At 51.4% G+C, this 16,902-nt stretch carries 14 protein-coding genes; 7 read left to right on the top strand and 7 right to left on the bottom strand.

Translation table 11 applies throughout. From position 1 onward, the window contains the following. Nucleotides 1–50: 50 nt before the first annotated feature. Nucleotides 51–1,151 carry a Gfo/Idh/MocA family protein gene (locus IX84_RS28765; protein ID WP_044229614.1) on the bottom strand — a complete coding sequence of 367 codons (1,101 nt, stop codon included), beginning with the start codon at nt 1,149–1,151 and terminating at the stop codon, nt 51–53. A 441-nt stretch (nt 1,152–1,592) separates the two neighbouring features. Between IX84_RS28765 and IX84_RS28760 the strand changes: the two genes are divergently transcribed. From IX84_RS28760 to IX84_RS28750, 3 genes are all read left to right on the top strand, one after another. Then, nucleotides 1,593–2,792: a hypothetical protein gene (locus IX84_RS28760; protein WP_052516496.1), complete on the top strand. Its 1,200-nt coding sequence runs from the start codon at nt 1,593–1,595 to the stop codon at nt 2,790–2,792. 14 nt (nt 2,793–2,806) lie between these two features. Next, nucleotides 2,807–3,094 carry a hypothetical protein gene (locus IX84_RS28755; protein WP_152605288.1) on the top strand — a complete coding sequence of 96 codons (288 nt, stop codon included), beginning with the start codon at nt 2,807–2,809 and terminating at the stop codon, nt 3,092–3,094. 98 nt (nt 3,095–3,192) lie between these two features. Next, on the top strand, nt 3,193–3,663 hold the full coding sequence (locus IX84_RS28750; RefSeq protein WP_044229611.1) for a DinB family protein: 471 nt from the start codon (nt 3,193–3,195) through the stop codon (nt 3,661–3,663). Here IX84_RS28750 and IX84_RS28745 read toward each other — a convergent pair whose 3' ends face one another. From IX84_RS28745 to IX84_RS28735, 3 genes are all read right to left on the bottom strand, one after another. Continuing rightward, the gene (locus tag IX84_RS28745; protein ID WP_044229609.1) at nt 3,664–4,881 is read right to left on the bottom strand and encodes a serine hydrolase domain-containing protein; all 1,218 of its coding nucleotides are present in this window, start codon (nt 4,879–4,881) and stop codon (nt 3,664–3,666) included. It abuts the gene before it with no gap. Between the two features lie 72 nt (nt 4,882–4,953). Beyond that, the gene (locus IX84_RS28740; RefSeq protein WP_044229606.1) at nt 4,954–5,808 is read right to left on the bottom strand and encodes an SDR family oxidoreductase; all 855 of its coding nucleotides are present in this window, start codon (nt 5,806–5,808) and stop codon (nt 4,954–4,956) included. Nucleotides 5,809–5,918: 110 nt separating this feature from the next. Next, a complete protein-coding gene (locus tag IX84_RS28735) occupies nt 5,919–7,679 on the bottom strand; it encodes a tetratricopeptide repeat protein (RefSeq protein ID WP_044229603.1) in 1,761 nt (586 codons plus the stop codon). Nucleotides 7,680–7,909: 230 nt separating this feature from the next. Here IX84_RS28735 and IX84_RS28730 point away from each other — a divergent pair, with 230 nt between their 5' ends. Further along, nucleotides 7,910–9,793, top strand: a complete 1,884-nt coding sequence (locus IX84_RS28730) for a DUF4914 family protein (RefSeq protein ID WP_044229599.1) — start codon at nt 7,910–7,912, stop codon at nt 9,791–9,793. A gap of 149 nt (nt 9,794–9,942) precedes the next feature. On the opposite strand, the gene IX84_RS28725 is transcribed toward IX84_RS28730, so the two are convergent. Then, nucleotides 9,943–11,559, bottom strand: a complete 1,617-nt coding sequence (locus IX84_RS28725) for a family 16 glycosylhydrolase (protein ID WP_044229595.1) — start codon at nt 11,557–11,559, stop codon at nt 9,943–9,945. A 130-nt stretch (nt 11,560–11,689) separates the two neighbouring features. After that, on the bottom strand, nt 11,690–12,727 hold the full coding sequence (locus IX84_RS28720) for a hypothetical protein (protein ID WP_044229591.1): 1,038 nt from the start codon (nt 12,725–12,727) through the stop codon (nt 11,690–11,692). Nucleotides 12,728–12,929: 202 nt separating this feature from the next. Between IX84_RS28720 and IX84_RS28715 the strand changes: the two genes are divergently transcribed. Both IX84_RS28715 and IX84_RS28710 read left to right on the top strand, forming a co-directional pair. Beyond that, nucleotides 12,930–14,444: a T9SS type A sorting domain-containing protein gene (locus IX84_RS28715; protein WP_044229588.1), complete on the top strand. Its 1,515-nt coding sequence runs from the start codon at nt 12,930–12,932 to the stop codon at nt 14,442–14,444. Between the two features lie 169 nt (nt 14,445–14,613). Further along, nucleotides 14,614–15,717, top strand: coding sequence for a DUF6544 family protein (locus IX84_RS28710; protein WP_052516495.1), 1,104 nt, complete (start codon nt 14,614–14,616; stop codon nt 15,715–15,717). Here the strand turns inward: IX84_RS28710 and IX84_RS28705 are convergent. Continuing rightward, on the bottom strand, nt 15,709–16,152 hold the full coding sequence (locus tag IX84_RS28705) for a TonB family protein (protein ID WP_044229585.1): 444 nt from the start codon (nt 16,150–16,152) through the stop codon (nt 15,709–15,711). The two genes, IX84_RS28710 and IX84_RS28705, sit on opposite strands and share 9 nt — an antisense overlap. Nucleotides 16,153–16,337: 185 nt before the next feature. Between IX84_RS28705 and IX84_RS28695 the strand changes: the two genes are divergently transcribed. Next, nucleotides 16,338–16,902 (top strand): hypothetical protein (locus tag IX84_RS28695; protein ID WP_044229580.1); only part of this gene is annotated, 565 nt, incomplete at its 3' end.

Here is a 16,902-nt window from a genome sequence, read left to right as displayed (position 1 = left end):
TAAAAGTTAAAAATAAGTAAAAATGACACGATTTTTTTAAGTTGTGTCTGTCAATCCAACGGCAGGTGCACCCGTTCGCCCGTTTCAGCGGATTGCACAGCCGCCTGCAAAATTTCTACGACGATCATATTATTTTCCAGAGAAGACAAGCTCATTTCGTCATAAGGTATGGTTTTCCGAACCAGGGCTGCTAGAAGTGCAAAAGGGTCATCATAGGGCGCCGGCCGGGCTGTTGCCGTTTGGGGCTCAAAGGTGGCGCTTTCCGGTAGCCGGACTTTCAAACGGGTGGCATCGAGTGCAAAGGCGGCACCGGATTTCCCGTAGACTTCCATGTCTTTACGGCTGTAGGGCCAGTTCCAGGAAGCTTGAATGATGGCCTGGGCTTCGGGGTAGGTGAGCACAATGGTCGCTTCGTCGTCCACTTTGGGGTACAGGTGGGGCTTGATTTGCTGGGTGACCGCAAAAACGGACGTTGGGCGTTCTCCTTTCATCAGCCAGGTTGATAAATTGGCACCGTAGCAGCCAAAATCTATAATGGCACCACCGCCGTTCCACTTCGGGTCGCAGAGCCAGTCGGTGAACTCCGGGTTGCAGCCAATCTCAATCGGCCCTTCATGCCCGTCGTGGATCACCATTTTACGGATTGGGCCCAGAACGCCTTCATCCGCGAGCGACTTGACTTTATGATTGGAGCCATACCAGGTGGTTTCATAATTGGTCAGCAGCAAAATATTATGTTCCTGTGCCAGGGATTCCATCTTCCGCGCATGCTCCAGATTCACGGCCAGCGGCTTTTCCACCATAACGTGAATGCCTCTTGGCGCGCAGGCTTCCACCACCTCCAAATGCCCGTAGATGGTATTGAAAGCGGTAACGGCTTCAGGTTTTGTCGCTTCCAGCATGCTTTCGAGATCCGGGTAGACCAGGTCCATAGAGAAACCGTGCTGTTTGGCATAGCGCTCTGCCAGCTCCCGGTTGGGCTCAGCGATACCGACGATTTCAATATCCCCGCGTTCTGCCCTCCCGAGTATCCAATGTACGTGGGTATGGACCAGGCCGGCAACGCCTACGCGAACGGGAGGCTTTGGGGAGGGCTGTTGGGCCAGCATGTAGAGTGGTAGTAGCATTAAGGTAAAGGGCAGAGACTTCATAACAGCATTGGTATTGTTTAGGAAATGCAATGTACAAAGAAGGGCGCGGTTAAAGGAAGGTTGAATAGACTGAAAGGGACGTAATAGCGACTTTCATCGTTGCAGTCCCAACTTCGGCTTGGCCCTTATGGCGATGGGATTGAGTATGTATGTGCAGGGCCTTAATCCGGAATACTACCTGATTATGCTTTGGTCGGTGGTTGGTTTGCCGGGCGGCTGGCTGGCTGTATCTTTCTTAAAAAATTTAAGTATCTCAACTTGTGTCTAAAGCTACAAGAGTCTAAAAAAAGTCCGGTATTGCCAGGTTTATGGTGCTAATTGACAGGGTGGGACCTGGAATTAGATCGTTTGTCTCAATTCCGGTATAGGTATGCTGGTATTTATTGCTGCTTGTTTATATTAGCAGCAGTTAGTTCAATCAACCCTCAAGAATCCTTAATAATGATCTGGAAAACCTTTGGTACCTTGGCTTTTGTTGTGGCATTAGGGGTAGCAGTACAAGCGCAGCAGGAAGTTCGTACCTATATTTTTGGTCATAGCCTCATCAACCACGAATTTGAAGTGAGTCCTCCCACCCCCAGCCAGGAAACGTCGGTGCCACATTGGCTGCATTTTCTGGCACAGGCCGGTGGGCATAGCTATGCCGTGAGCGGGCAGTATGGCTTCTTGCCACAACATATGGACTTACCACCTTTCGCGCAGTGGGGATTCGACTTTGCTGCTGGCGCCTGGGACTCAGATAGCGAGCCTTTCTCCTTAGCTGATTTCACAGATATACTCATTACACCGGGAAATTTCATGCAATGGCAGCCTCCTAATGCCAACTATCCGGGAGAAACGGCCTCTCCGGTAAGCGCTACGCATACTGTTTTTGATTGGTGCCTGGAGCAAGAGCCAACCTTGGACTTGTATATTTATGAGAATTGGCCAGAGATGGCTCCGTTTCTCGGGGATGGCTTCCCGCCCAATGCTTCCGAATGGAGCAACTACAATACCTATCTGCAAGGCGATTTTCATCAGTGGTTTTTGGATTATTACAATCAGGTAGCGGAAAGTTTTCCGAATGCCTGCGTGCGGATGATCCCGACAGGTCCATCAATCGGGCATTTACTACAACAGTCGCCCTTTGATCAAATCCCCGTTGCAGAGCTCTATCAGGATGATGCCCCTCATGGGCGGCCAACTATTTATTTTTTGGCGGCATTAACCACTTACATGGCAATTTGGGAAGAAAAAGCACCGATTGATTTCGTAGTGGATCCCATTATTCACCCGGTGATTGCAGCCGAATACGAAACCGTTGTAAATACGCTGTGGAGGAGCTTGCAGGATTATAATGAAGCTGATGATAATCAATGGGTATTCTGCCAGATACCTGTTACGTCAAACCCGAGCCAGCAGGCAAATCCCGAGATTGAGGTTTTTCCTAATCCGGGCACCTATCTGCAAATTCAGGGCGCGACAGTACCTCACAGGCTTAACTTATATAACTCAGCAGGTTTTCCAGTGTGCCAGTTTGAAGCTGTACAACCGGGGCAGCAGTTACAGGTTGACGGACTACCAGAAGGATTGTATCTTGCGGTTGGATACGATCAAAATGGTGAGGTGTTTTACCGAAAAAAATGGGTGTTGTCAAGATAAATATATACAGTGAAATGACGGACTTTGATACGATTGGAAAGTCGTTGCCTGGCAGTAAAGGAGGTAGTATGTTTGGCTTGCGGACGTACAATATGGGGCGTAAACCTTTTATGATGCTATATGAGGGTGAACTCGTTTGCCGCTTGTTCGGCCAAGATAAGGCAGCCGCTTTGACTCTGCCTGGAACTCGCCTGTTTAACCCCCGAAACAACCGTATGGAAAACTGGGTGCAGATACCCCGGGAGCAAGGCGCGAACTGGCTGGAATGGGCCGCAAAGGCGCAGGCTACGGTGCCCGGATAGGAAAGTCCCGCAAACCATTTCCAAGCCGTAGTGTCCCTATATAAAAGCCCGAAGGAATGAAACATAGCTAATTTGCAAGACATTAACCCTCATGCATTATGACACTGTCCAAAAATCTGTCCAAACATTTCAAAGGCGTCCTCTTCGGCGGAAACTGGTCTGATTCCAACTACAGAGATCAGCTTTCAGATGTCGACTGGCAGATGGCGACCTCGAAAGTAGCCGGGCTTAATACCATTGCGCAATTGGTCTATCACGCTACCTATTATCTGCCCCATATCGCCAGTGTACTCGAAGGCGGCCCTTTGCAAGCCAGGGATAAATACAGCTGGGAAACGCCGGATATCCAGTCTGAAGCCGACTGGCAGGCCCTGCTTGATGCGGTTTGGGCAGATGCAGAACGGCTGATTGCGGCGACCGCCAAACTCCCTGAAGAGCAGATGTGGGCAGACTTTTCAGACCCCAAATACGGGCATTACTTCAGTAACCTTAACGGGATTATCGAGCATTTGCACTATCATCTGGGGCAGATTGTGCTGTTGAAAAAACTACTCAGGGTCCGAGGATAATCAGAGCTTCTCACTCAATGCCCAAAACAACTGCCGGTACCCCACTTTATCATCCTTGCCCAGGCGGACCATGATGATGTTTTTCTCCGGGTGCACATAAATGTACTGCCCCAGAATGCCAATCGCCAAGAACTCCGGCCCGCACATCCGGTAAGCGTACTCGCCATCCCGGAACGGAAAGACACCAACCCCTTCCGGAGCGGCAGCTACTGCAGATGCGGAATCGGGCGCAACACCCCGGTACGACCGGCTGTACCACTGGTACTGGTAGCAATCGTTGGTGTAATCTGGTGTGGTGCTGCGTTCGACCCACTCCTGATCCAGCAATTGCTGGCCTTCCCACGCTCCGCCGTGCAGGTATAAACGGCCGAACTTCGCATAGTCCCGGGCCTGCGCATTCAGGCAGCAGAAAGCTTTGGTTGTGCCACTTTTTTTACTGTCAAAGCTCCAGCTCGCCTGAAACTCCATGCCAAGGGGTTGCCAGATTTTTTCCTGTAGATACAGGGGCAGATCTTTTCCGGTCGCCCGCTCCACAATGAGGGCCAGGAGTTGGGTGTTGATGCTTTGGTATTCCCGGTAGCTATCGGGCTCGGCGGCGAATTTGGACCGTTCCAGGGTGTACTTTTCCAGTTGCCGCCCGTAGTAGTCCCGGGCCACAGGTGCAAATGGGTTGAAATAGCTATTCTCATTATACTTCAGCCCGCTGCGCATATTAAGCAGGTGCTCGATAGTCAGGCGGTCAAACCGTTCGTCCCTGTCCTTCAGTTCGGGCAGGTATTGCGTTACGGGGTCGTCAACACTTGCTATGGCGCCCTCCTGAACGGCAAAGCCCACAAGGGAAGAAACAAAGGACTTGGCCACGGAAAAGGAAGGGTGAAGCGGCCCATACTCGGCATATCCATCGAAGTAATTTTCGTAAAGAATGGTATCATTCCGGATGATGAGAAACGCCAGCGTTTTACCATAATCACCTATGTATTCCGGCAGGGTGTGTTTTTTGCCATCTGCAGTCAGTTCCGTTTCCGCAAGCTTTTGCTGAAGGCTGTCCGGCGCGTAGGCAAAAGTGAAAGGCGTTTCCGGAGCGTTGATGGTCGTAGCCGGGAACTTTTTGTAGTCGTTGACATCCGCGAAGTTCCAAAGGAAAAAACGGCCGATGTGGCAGCCGGAAGCCAGGAAAACTAGTGTGGCCAGGCAAAACAACCGTAACAGATTGGGCATAGCAGTAGATTTTGGCTGTAAAGCTAAGTAAAAAGCACTTCGTTCCAACCGTTTCGATCCCTTAGCCATTTCCTATAGCTCGTCTGCCTCTTTTCTGAAAAAATGCTCCAGGCGTTCCACCCCGTAGCGGGGGGCAACATTATCCTGCGCCATCATGGTGAGGAAAAATTCATAGGGCCCGTAGGTTTTGGAGGAGGTAAATGTACGCATCAGCCAGATGAGCAAACGGCGGCTCCAGTCGGGCAGGTGCAGGATCTTCGGCGGACGTCCCACGGCTTTCAGGGCAAGCGCGGCGATCTCATTTTGGGTGAGAATGTCCGGGCCGCCTACTTCCAGCTCGGTAGCAGATGAGCCCATCTCGTCGATGATGGTTTTAGCGAGGTCCCGCCCGTGGATGGGGTTGAGCTTGTAATTGCCATTCCCAAACAGGTAGACTCTGCCGCCCTTCGCCATACCCAGGAAGTCGGTCATGTCTGAGAAGAACCCATTGGGGCGGACGATTTGATACTCCAGCCCGGAAGCCATAAGCGCATCCACAAACCGCTCTTTGGCTGCCATGATTTTGAGGTGACGCATTTGGCGGCCATTGATGGCGGAGATGTAAATGAATTGGCGGACGCCTGCCCGTTTGGCCTCTTCCATCAGATTGAGGTTGGCCTGATAGTCCACATTCATATAGGTGAGCCCGTCTTTTTGGCGGGTGATGCCTACGGTAGAGATTAAGGTGTCAATGCCGGCCAGTTGCCCGCGAAGGGTTGCCGGTTGGGTGACTTCTGCCCGGATGAGGGCTTCCGCAGGCAGTTGGAAATGCTCCAGCTTCTTCGGGTTTCGGGCTATGGCCTGGAAAGGGAGTTGTCGTTCCTGCAATTCGGCGATGAGGTGCTTGCCGAGGTAACCCGTGGCGCCAGCGATCAGTATCTTTTTCATAGAGGTGTTTTTGATTCGCTGCAAAGATGCAGGCCCGGGCAGCGAAGATCGTCCGGAAATAAGAATCAGTACCAGCTTGCCCTCCCTATGAAATTTCGGACGCTCTAATTTTACCGGTTGGCCTTGAGCCAGGCACTCGGGGTTTGCCCGGTGGACTTTTTGAAGAAATCATTAAAGACCGATTTGGAATTAAATCCGCAATCATAGGCCAGCCCCAGGATGGTGTAGTGGCTGAATTCCGGCAGTACGGCCTTTTGCTGGAAAGCGCCCAACCGCCAGGTGTTGATGTACTCGTTGAAGTTTTGCCCGAGCGTTTCATTCAGCAACCAGGACAATTTGTTGGGATGGAGGTCAATCCGGGCAGCCAGCTCCCGCAGGTTGAGCTCGGGGCTGAGGTAAGCTTGCTCCTTTTCCATAAGGTCCTGCAGGGCGGCTTTGTAGTCTCCTGCTTCTTCCGGCGATAGCTTGGTGGCGGCTTTTTCTTTTTGAACAGAAGCGGTAACCCGCCCTGCCGCTGAAGGGAAGGTGTTTTGAACCAGTTGCTGGAATTCGGTTAGCGGGCGCAGGGGGCGCAGCAGTGGGTCATTGCCAAAGTTGATGTACTGCCCGTTACGCTGTTGAATCCCCTGTATTAAGGCCGCCAATGCCTGTGTTTGGTCACCGGTGTACAGGGGAGCGTAGACGGCCCAGGGCAGATAAATGGTGGTATCGGTTGCAAAATCGGAAGTGGAGAGGCTGGTTTTCGTATGCATGGCTTCGTAGAGCCGTAAGAAATTACTGTTGATACCCCCCTTCGGTGTGCGGCTGAGCCAGCTGTGCAGTTCCTGTTGCTGACCTTTGAGGATATAGCAGCAAGCCTTCGCCCGGATCGCCAGTTCCCAGTTCAGGTCAATGGTCAGCGCTTTGTCCATCCACTGCATGGCGGTATCGTATTGCTCCTGCAAATAGTAGATATTGCCTTTAGTGTAGTGGTGGTTGGGGGATAGGGGGTTGTACTCCAGGGCTTTGTTGATGTATTCCAGCGCCTGATCAAACTGCCCGAGTGCGGTATGGCATTCTGCAGCGGACTCCAGCGATTCCGTATCCTGAGGCGAGATTGCCAGCCCTTTGTGCAGGGCCTGAAGCGCGCTGTGCGGGTCCCAGTTGACCCAAAGCGCCTGTGTCGCTTTCGCAAAATAGGCTTCCGTAGATTCCGGTTGGAGGGCAATGCCCTGCGTAAGGTAGAAATCGGCCGCAGTCAGAGCATCCAGTTTATTCATAAATCCCCAGGACCCGAGAATACCGTAGCACTGCACAAGCCCAAAGTACGGCTGATAGTAGGCGGGGTCAAGTTCTATGCTTTGTTTGTAGGCATGTATAGCCCGCTCGAAATCTTCGCTTTTCCATTGGAGTTGAAAAAAACGGCCCTTCAGGAACATCTGATAGGCTTTGATGTCCCGGGTTTTGGTCGTCACGAGGTGGTCGTCAATATCAAGGTGCCCGTAGTTTTCCCTGATTTTCTCGGCAATCAGCAGGCTGATTTCATCCTGCAGCTCAAAGATATCTGTCAGTTCGCGGTCGAAGCGCTCAGACCAGAGGTGGAAGCCGTTGTCCGTGCGTACAAGCTGTGCATGGATGCGGATGCGCTTGCCCACTTTCCGGATGCTCCCGTCGAGGATCGTAGCCACGCCCAGTTGGTTGCCAATGATCCTGACATCGGTTTTCCGGTCGCGGTAGGCAAAGCTGGAGGTCCGGGCGGTGACTTTGAGCCCGTCCACCCGGCTGAGGGCAAGGATGATCTCTTCTGATATTCCATCGGCAAAATATGTGTGCTCCTGATCAGCGCTTAGGCTATCGAAGGGGAGGACGGCTATGGACTTTGTTCGTATCAAGGTTGTTTAGGTGTTTTGACCGCTTAGGGGTAAAAATAGAAAATTATCAGGCATTGGGTTTAATCCAATACTGGATGGGAGATTTTTTTGGGAAAGCTTTAACGCTTAACAGGAAACGACCTTGACCGCTCATGACAAAAGTCACCCGTCTGTACTGATATAATTACTTTCAATATGGGTAGCATCCCCCTAATTTGTGCTCAGATTAAAACCTAAAAGATAATACAGACATGGTTAGCAAAACTGCAGCTGAATTTACTGTAGGGAATATTACCGAGCTTCAAGAGCTTATGGCCGTCGCACCAAGTTTCACTGTTGTAAGAAATATAGAGGAACTGGTGGAGCTGGCAGCGGGCGGAAAAGGTAGTGATTATCAGGAAGTTCGCTATGATCTTCCCGATGGGCAAAGTTACCTGGAAGCTGAAGTGCTCCGCACCAAAAACGGGATTGCCGCAAATTACACGGAAGTATACATGCGTCGTCGCGATCCAAATTGCATGGTCATTGCTGATAGCTTTCCTACCGATAAGCCCACCTTTGAAGACCGGTTCGGTCATTCTTTCGATGAATTGAGAGCCGAAACCTTTGACTGGTTAAAGACCCAGCACCTGGGGATGTTTTATTACCATGCCGGGCAGCCGGGTATGGGGTATAATGCCGTAGCCGTTATTCCCGCCAACGCAGGGTTTTTTGGCTTGGGCCTGGCACTGCTGCAGGGGGTTATTGACCCCATGGAATTGCCCGAAGACTTCTCACCGGAAGCGGTTATTTATACTGCCCCGCCTTTCCGTCATACCCACTTTGAGGGTAAGCAGGTAGTGGTCCACAACCGTCAGCCGGGCAAATACGAAATGTTTTCCTACAATCTCTACCCCGGTCCAAGTGCTAAGAAAGGCGTTTATGGGATGCTGATCGGGCAGGGGGAAGAAGAAGGCTGGGTAACCGCGCACTGCTCTACTGTCCGGGTAGTGACGCCTTACGATAACGTTATCACGCTCATGCACGAGGGAGCCAGTGGCGGCGGCAAAAGTGAGATGTTGCAGCAGCCCCACCGGTCACCGGAAGGCAGCCTGTTGTTAGGCAAGAATATCCTGACCGGCGAAAAAAGGATGCTGGACCTTCCCCGGACCTGCGACCTGGAACCGGTAACTGACGATATGGCGCTCTGCCATCCCAAACTCCAGAAGAACGACGGCAAGCTTTGGCTGGAAGATGCGGAAGACGCCTGGTTTATCAGAGTGGATCACATCGAAGACTACGGTACCGATATGGTGCTGGAAAAAATAACAGCCAAACCGGAGAAGCCGCTCCTCTTCCTGAATATCGAGGCTGTGCCTGGTGGAAGGGCTATGATATGGGACCACAAGCAAGATGCCCCCGGTGTGCCCTGCCCCAATCCAAGAGTCATACTGCCACGGGATATCGTACCCGGCATATACTCTGATCCGGTGCGGGTGGATATCCGGAGCATAGGTCTGCGGACGCCACCTTGTACTCAGGAAAACCCAAATTACGGCATAGTAGGCATTATGCACATTTTACCGCCTGCCCTGGCGTGGCTTTGGAGGTTAGTCGCGCCCCGTGGGCACGCCAATCCAAGTATCATTCAGACCAAAGGGATCAGCAGTGAAGGTGTGGGCAGCTATTGGCCATTTGCTACCGGTAAGAAGGTCAAACAGGCCAACCTGCTGCTGGAGCAAATCGTAGATACACCTGATGTGAAGTACATCCTTACGCCCAACCAGCACATTGGAGCCTGGAAGACCAGCTTCATGCCGCAGTGGCTTAGCCGGGAATACCTGGCACGAAAGGGCAACGCCGAATTCCTGCCGGAGCAACTGAGCCCTTCCCGCTGTAGCCTGCTGGGGTACGCGATGAATAAAATGAAGCTGGAGCGCATCGAAATCCCTAAGTGGATGCTCAAGGTGGAGTACCAGGAAGAGGTCGGTAAAGAAGCTTATGACCAGGGTGCAAAGATTTTGTATGATTTCTTTGAGAAGACACTTGCCCAGTTCCAGGAAGATAGCCTCAGCCCTCTTGGCCAACAAATTATCGAATGCTGCCTGGACCACGGTAGTGTGACGGATTATGAAAGCCTCTTTAAAAAAGGGTAATCTCCCACTGCCTCCGGGGTTACACAAAGCTACGATTTAAAAAAACTGTTGTTGATTACATCATTCACCCTGAAGTCATTTCCGGCTTCAGGGTGTTTGTTTTTGCCTTTGCGCTCTACAAGCTGGGGCATCTCTTTGACCGGAGGCTGTTATCGCTTTACTACAGAAAAAGCAGACCGCTTTTGCCCCCATTGCACTTGTACCTGATAGGTACCCGAAGGAAGGTGGTCCCAGCCCCGGAGCATGACAGTGCCCTGGTTGGCTGTTTCAGAAACAGACTTTAGGACTCTTCCACTGCTGTCAAATATTCGGATGTGCACCGGGTCAGCTACTGTTGTACCCAATTCGATCGTCAGCGTGTCCTCTACCGGATTGGGGAAATAGCGCACTGTCGATTTCTGTGGAGAGGTGACTGCCACGGGCGATTCCTGGTAGATGCGTACGTAGTCCACTTCCATGGCGCTGCTGGTAAAGTCAGGCGCAATACTGGGCAGGATGGCGACATTAAATAACAGGTACTGCTCCGCATCAAAAGGCCAGGTCTCCGGGTTTTTATCAGCAGGGTTGTAGGTAAAATGCTCCACGCCATCTACCGCAAAAACCAGCTTCTCAGCGGTCCACTCCAGGGAATACACATGGAAGTCTGTGGCGTAGGTTGGTAGGTTTTGTCCGCCTACATTAACCGTGCCCCCAAAGCTGGAGGGCGTATGCGTGGCGCTGGAAACATAGCCGGGGTTGGTGCCCCAGTGCTCCATGATATCGATTTCTCCGCAGGCGGGCCAGGGCGTGGTGCCAAAACCTTCGTTATCCCAGTAGCCGCCATCTTCGTCAATGTTTTTGCCCAGCATCCAAAGGGCAGGCCAGGTACCGGGTCCGGTGGGCAGCTTAGCGCGGATTTCCACCCGGCCGTACTGAAAGGTGAACTTGGAATTCAGGCGGGCCGAAGTAAACTCCTTGGTATGCCCCTGATCGGTGAAGGTCTCCCGGCGGGCTTCGATTTTTAGTACGCCGTTTTCCACCCGGGTGTTTTCCAAACGGTCCGTGTAGTGTTGAATTTCACCATTAAACCAGCTGTTGCCCAGTGGGAGCAGGGTTTGGTGAAACCACTTGGTATCATCTGCAGCGCCGTCAACGTCAAATTCATCAGCCCAGATCAGCTGATTGAAAACCGGGCCAGGAGTGGAGGTGCTTTCAAATTGGACATTATCGATATAGGCTATCACCTGATCGTTGTTATTTTCCCCGTTGACCTGCAGGAGGACCCGGTCGAAGTCATTACGCTGAGTGGGCGGGGGAGAATCCGGAGACAGGTTGATGTAATTGTCATTCGCAAAGTCAAAGGTGACCGTTTGCCATTCATCCGTTACGATAGGCTTGATGATCTCGCTCTGTGTAGACCAGGGTGCTGGCAGATTGCCATCCTGCAGTTTCAGCGAAATTTGGTTGGGCTGTACTCCGGTCAGCCCGCTGGATGGCACGTAGATTTGAAGTGAGAACAGGTGCTCGCCTGAAATATCAAACGGCATATCTGCATCGAAACGCACATTGGCATACTGCCCGCCCGTATCACCGTACCTGAGCACGGTAGCAGAGGTATTGCTGCCCTGAGGGAATGGATTGGGAAAGCTGGTATCAATCTGACAGTCATCACCCGCCCACGTGCTGATGTTGCCGTTGCCTTCGAAGTCATCGCCGATGGCAATCGTCTGGCAATAGGACCACGGCGTTAGGAAGAAGCTAAAAAGCAGAAGGGAGAGCCTGATCATCGTGCAGTTTAATTTTAGTGAGAAAAAAAGTAATATACGGGCAGGAGTTTAAAATCCAGCCTTTCGCAGGTGAAAGATCGGATTTAAGACTTGGGAGTGACAAAGTATTCAACAGAAATCCATGTATCTCTCAAAACTTAAATCCCGCTTCCACCTGAAAGCCAAAATCACTTTGGTACACTTCTGAAGTGAGCAGCCGCTGGTACAGCCCGAACCCGATGACCGGGCCAAACCGGCTGTTTGGAATGAAATACAGGCTTTGCTTTGGCGCCAGCCCCAGCAACAGGTTAGTCGATTGCCTGGCAAGCCGGTCGGTAAGGCTTTCTGCGCCAACGAGCAGCATGAAATCCAAATTGATGTAAACCCGGTCGGTGATTTCCCGGAACGGGCATATACCAAACATACCGTAGTTGAGCCGGGCTTTCACGATACCAGACCGGGCAAAGGGTTGGTCTTCAATCTGCAAAAACTCTCCACCAAGCCGCCAGGGAAAAAACCAGCCTTTATGGGAAGATTTAGAGCTGCGGTAATAGCTGAACTTCCAGCCTTCGGCATTGTCGCCTGCAGCGTAGCCAGCCAGCAGCAGGTTTAAAGGGACGATCTTTTGTTGGTCCAGGCGTTGTTTGAGTTGATCCTCTGTTACAGGGGTGCCGGCCTCCGGATTATCCCAGTCAGTATTACTGAACTCATTTAGGACCTGGTTTAGGGCCCGCCGTATTAAAGCCTCTGACGGCTCCTTCCCGGAAACAGAAACCCGGGTTTTGAAAAGTAAGACTTTATACCGTTCCCGTTGCTGGTAAAAAGAGGCTTGCAGTACGACTTCCAACTCCTGATCTGCACCGGAGGGTGCAGGGGTAAGCCACAGCTCGTCCACACCCATGATAACAGGCAGGTCCCCTGCATCTCTGGGCACGGCTCTATCCAGGTAGTTACTGAAAGCATTCGTCAGCCCTCTTGCCAGGTCCACGGGGACTTTCCTGGATTGTGCCCCAATGAAGAGATAGCCAATGCTATCCGTTGCAGGGCGGCTGTCCACTACCTTTTTTATGAAAAAACCGGCGATCGTCGAGTCCGGTGGCGTATCCCGGAGTGCGATGAACTTTTTTTGCCCGAAGGCTGCCGCGCCAAAAAGGAAACAGAGCGCAAATAGTAACAAGTGCTTTTTCATGATTGATTATCCGTTGACTCTATCTTACAGAGGTTTAAATACCTTAATGTACCATTTTTTCACCGGAATAGCCTTAACTTACTGTGGCCTAAAGCGCTCTGTTACACCCTTTCTGAGCCTTCTGAACCATGACTTTAGCTTCCTGTTAGAGTTATTGTTCTGTAAATCAGTTTGTTGTATTTTTTGGTGAAAATCATTTGTTATGCGTGCACCTGTCATATTAGGATTTGTTTTCTGCTTCCTGCTTAATTCGATTGCCGCTCAGGAGTACGATACCTGGAGCGGGCTGCATAACCGGCCTGCCAGATTGGGAACAGACGCCAGGATGGTGGTTCTGGGGGAGGAGGTATTCCTGGAGCAACGTGATGAAATGAGCGAGGTTTTCCTGTACAAACTCAACCTGGAAGGGGAAATACTGGATTCGCTGGTTCGCGGGGATTTTGGCCCCTATTCCTTCTACGAGCAACTGCACGCAGACCCTGTAGACAGTACCCTGTGGATGATTGGCTTTGCCTACCTGCTGGAGGATGGAAACAGCGCTGCGCCCAACTTATCTGTATTGCACTTTGACCGCGATCTGGAGCTGATCAGCTATCATACTAATGATGCGTTGGCGGACTTTTTCTCACCCAATATGGCTATGGTTAGCAATGAATCCAGCTTTGCCCGAAAAGGCGACCGGATATATGGCCGGTACTATGGCCGCCGCCTGAATACTTCGAATATTTTGCCTTACGATATTGTCATGGATACCGCCTGCAATGTTTTGAATAGCACTCCGGCAGATTTTTCCCAGCCTTATGCCGTTATGGCTATGGTGGAGGATCGGCTGTTTGGTTGTTTTGGATCCCTGTTCTCGGAGCTCAGTCTGGTCAGTTTGGAGCCCATTCAGGAAAACGCCCACGACTGGCTTGGTACCGCTTATAATTTTGATGGTTTTGGATTTACGAACATCGGGAATTTCTACCCCTACTTCAAGCCGAATGACGGTAATCTGGTCTTTGCCAACAGGATTTTTGAGCTCAATAGTGCGGACAGCATCTATCAGTCTATTGAGATTAGGACGCCCGATTTTGAGTTAATCCGCCGGGCGGTAGTGCATGGGCTGGCTATCGAAGGGCCAGGCCTGGAAGACGGTGATCTGCGCCCGGCATACCGATATCCATTAGACTTCAATTCGGATGACGAGTATTTTTTATTAGGCTTTGATTTTGCGAATGGCAACCGCTGGCGCCTGAGCAAGGCAGATGCTAACCTGGAGCGTATGTGGGATGTGCATCTGTTGCTACCCTTTGATAACAGCCGGGCTACGGGGGTAGTAGCGACTCCGGATGGGGGGTGCCTGGCGCATGGTCAGGTCATCCGCGACGACCTTTTCCCGGAGGAAAGCCGTCACATCATCTACAAGTTCGACTCGGAAGGAGAGATGACCAATGCGGAATTACTGGGCCCAACTCAGGCACCTGAACCTTCTGTTTTTCCTAATCCCTGCACCGAGCGGGCGCAGTTGTCCTTTCCCGAAGTATGGTCAGGCAGGCAAATGGAGGTGGAAATCCTTAGTAGCAACGGGCGCCCGGTGTATCAACAGTCTGTGGTTGCCGGTAACGAGATGAATATTTCCACTACCAACTGGGCCACCGGTATTTATTGGGTCCGCTGCATGGATGCCGCCACGGGGCAGCTGTTGGGGGCGGTTCCGCTCAAAGTGAGCCGTTAGTGCTGCAGCGGTTTGGGTACTTCTGCCTGTAAGCCGCTCACTGATCTATTGCCTGCGCGTAAAGTATGATACCTATCATCCATTTTCCGGCTATTCGCGGTTTTTCGATGATTAAGATCAGCGCGAGGCACAGCGCAGAAGGGTACCTTAGGGATCAAAATATTCTGAGATGCGATTCTTACTGGCCTTTATCCTGCTGTTACACGGGATCATCCACTTTTTCGGATTTTTAAAAGCGTACAATTTCCATCAGTTTGAGCAGCTTACCCAGCCTATTGCGCGGCATCAGGGTTTGCTGTGGCTCCTGACCGGTCTCTTGTTTATTGGAGCGGTGGTACTTTATTTGAGCGGCGTCCAGTTTTGGTATGGAGTGGCTATGGCTGCAGTCGTGCTTTCACAGTTTTTGATATTCCGCAATTGGGGGGATGCCCGCTTTGGCACAGCCGCCAATTTGCTTATTTTGATTCCAGCCCTGCTCAGCTGGCAAAGCTACCGGTTTGAGCATCGGTACCGGGCGGATGTACAAGCCGGCATAGAGCGGACACAGGCTATTCAGCAGGATTTGCTCACAGAAGAAGACCTTGAGCATCTGCCGGCTCCGGTGCGGCGCTATCTCCGGTACGCCGGAGTGGTTGGGCAGCCCAAGGTACACAGCTTCCGCGCCCGGTTTAAGGCAGAGATGAGGGGCAAAGGACAGGATTGGATGCGGATGGACTGTGAGCAGTACAATTTTTTTGATACCGATGAACGGCTGTTCTTTTTGAGCGCTAAAGTCAAAGGGCTACCCGCTCAGGGCTACCACCGGTATCAGGGGCATGAGGCCAGCATGGATGTGCGCCTCTTCTCTTTACTGCCAGTGGCTCAGGCCGATGGGGCGGAGATGTTTATTGCGGAGACCGTTACCCTGTTCAATGACATGTGCTTTCTGGCGCCCGCCACACTGATTGATCAACGGATTAAATGGGAGACGATCGACCGGCAAACGGTACAGGCTCATTTTACCAATAAAGGCACCACCATCGGCGCCAGGCTCTTTTTCAATGACTATGGGCAGCTGGTCAACTTCGAGTCCTTTGACCGCTACGATATCAATGCCATGCAACAGTACCGGTTTACAACTCCACTGAGTAATTACAAGCGATTCGGCAACCACCGGTTGGCATCCTACGGAGAGGCCACCTGGCATTATCCCGATGGCCCCTTCGTGTATGGCAAGTTTACGCTAAAGAAAGTGGATTACAATCCCAAACACGGAGTCTTAGGATTACCGTAATGAAAAGTCGATGGGGATGGTCAGTTTGCGGGCCCCGAGGTAAGCCTGATTGCTGACGACCGCCGGAGCGCTATCTATAACCCGCTTTACTTCGCGGCTGAAAGCAGGGTCGGGGCTATGAAGAATTTCGTAAGCCTGTACTTGCCCGAATGGGTTGAGTGTGACTTTTACAGTAACCCGGCCTTCAACCATTTTTTCCCGCAGCAATTCCGGGTAGGTGACCCGTGTAGCAATGTGCTCTAGCAGGGTCCGCTGTGCCAATTGGTTGTGCTGCTTGATTAAAGCATTTCTCCGGGCAATTTTCTCATTGAGGGAGAGGGTTTCTGCTTTAGCCTCCTTAGGTGTTTCTTCATGAAAGGAAAAGTTGGCGGCATACTGCGCGCTGGCAAAGGAAAAAATGCAAAGGGTGAATAAAGCTACACAAATCGTTTTCATGATGGACAAGTTTTGGTGTTTGCAGCTTTATTTATCCATTTTTCATTGCCGTACACTTTTAGCTCGGCAAAAAGTTCATTGAAAGTTTGGAAAGAGAGACAGAAAAAATAAGGGTTTTCTGAGATTTTAAAAATCTTTGCAGAAAACCCTTTCAAAATGCCGTTCTGCAAAGATCTAAAAAATGGTTGATAAAGCATCAATCTGAGGTTCCACAAGGCAACGCCTTGCGTCGATTAACCGTCTTATCTGGTTTATTAGGTGCCTTAATCAAAGGTGGCCGGGCATCTTTATCAGAGTTGGGCCGCCATATGGAAGACCCCACTGACCTGGAAAGTCGGGTCAAGAAGGCCAAGCGTTGGTTGCAAAATAAGTGGACCGATGTCACGGTACACTTTATACCCTACCTTCTTCCGATTCTCCACTCTCTGAGCAAGGCTGGAGAGTTAGTTCTGGCCATCGATGGCTCCTGTGTGGGCAAAGACTGCATGGCGCTGATGGTCAGTGTAATCTGGCGCAGGCGAGCCATTCCCATTTGTTGGGTAGTTCGTAAAGCTCCCAAAGGCCATTTCCCGGAACACATGCACGTGGCCATTATCGGTCAAGTGGCGATGCTTATGGACAGTATCCTGGAACAGGATTGCCGGATTTTCCTGCTGGGAGATGCCGAATTCGACGGCTGCGAGTTGCAACAGTCTTGTTTGGCTCACGGTTGGGAGTACGTGCTAAAAACGGCGAAGGATACTTTGGTAG

This window comes from Phaeodactylibacter xiamenensis (genome assembly GCF_000759025.1).
GTDB lineage: Bacteria > Bacteroidota > Bacteroidia > Chitinophagales > Saprospiraceae > Phaeodactylibacter > Phaeodactylibacter xiamenensis.
The sequence above is the reverse complement of the archived record's forward strand: the minus strand, read 5'-3'. Positions and strand labels throughout refer to the sequence as shown.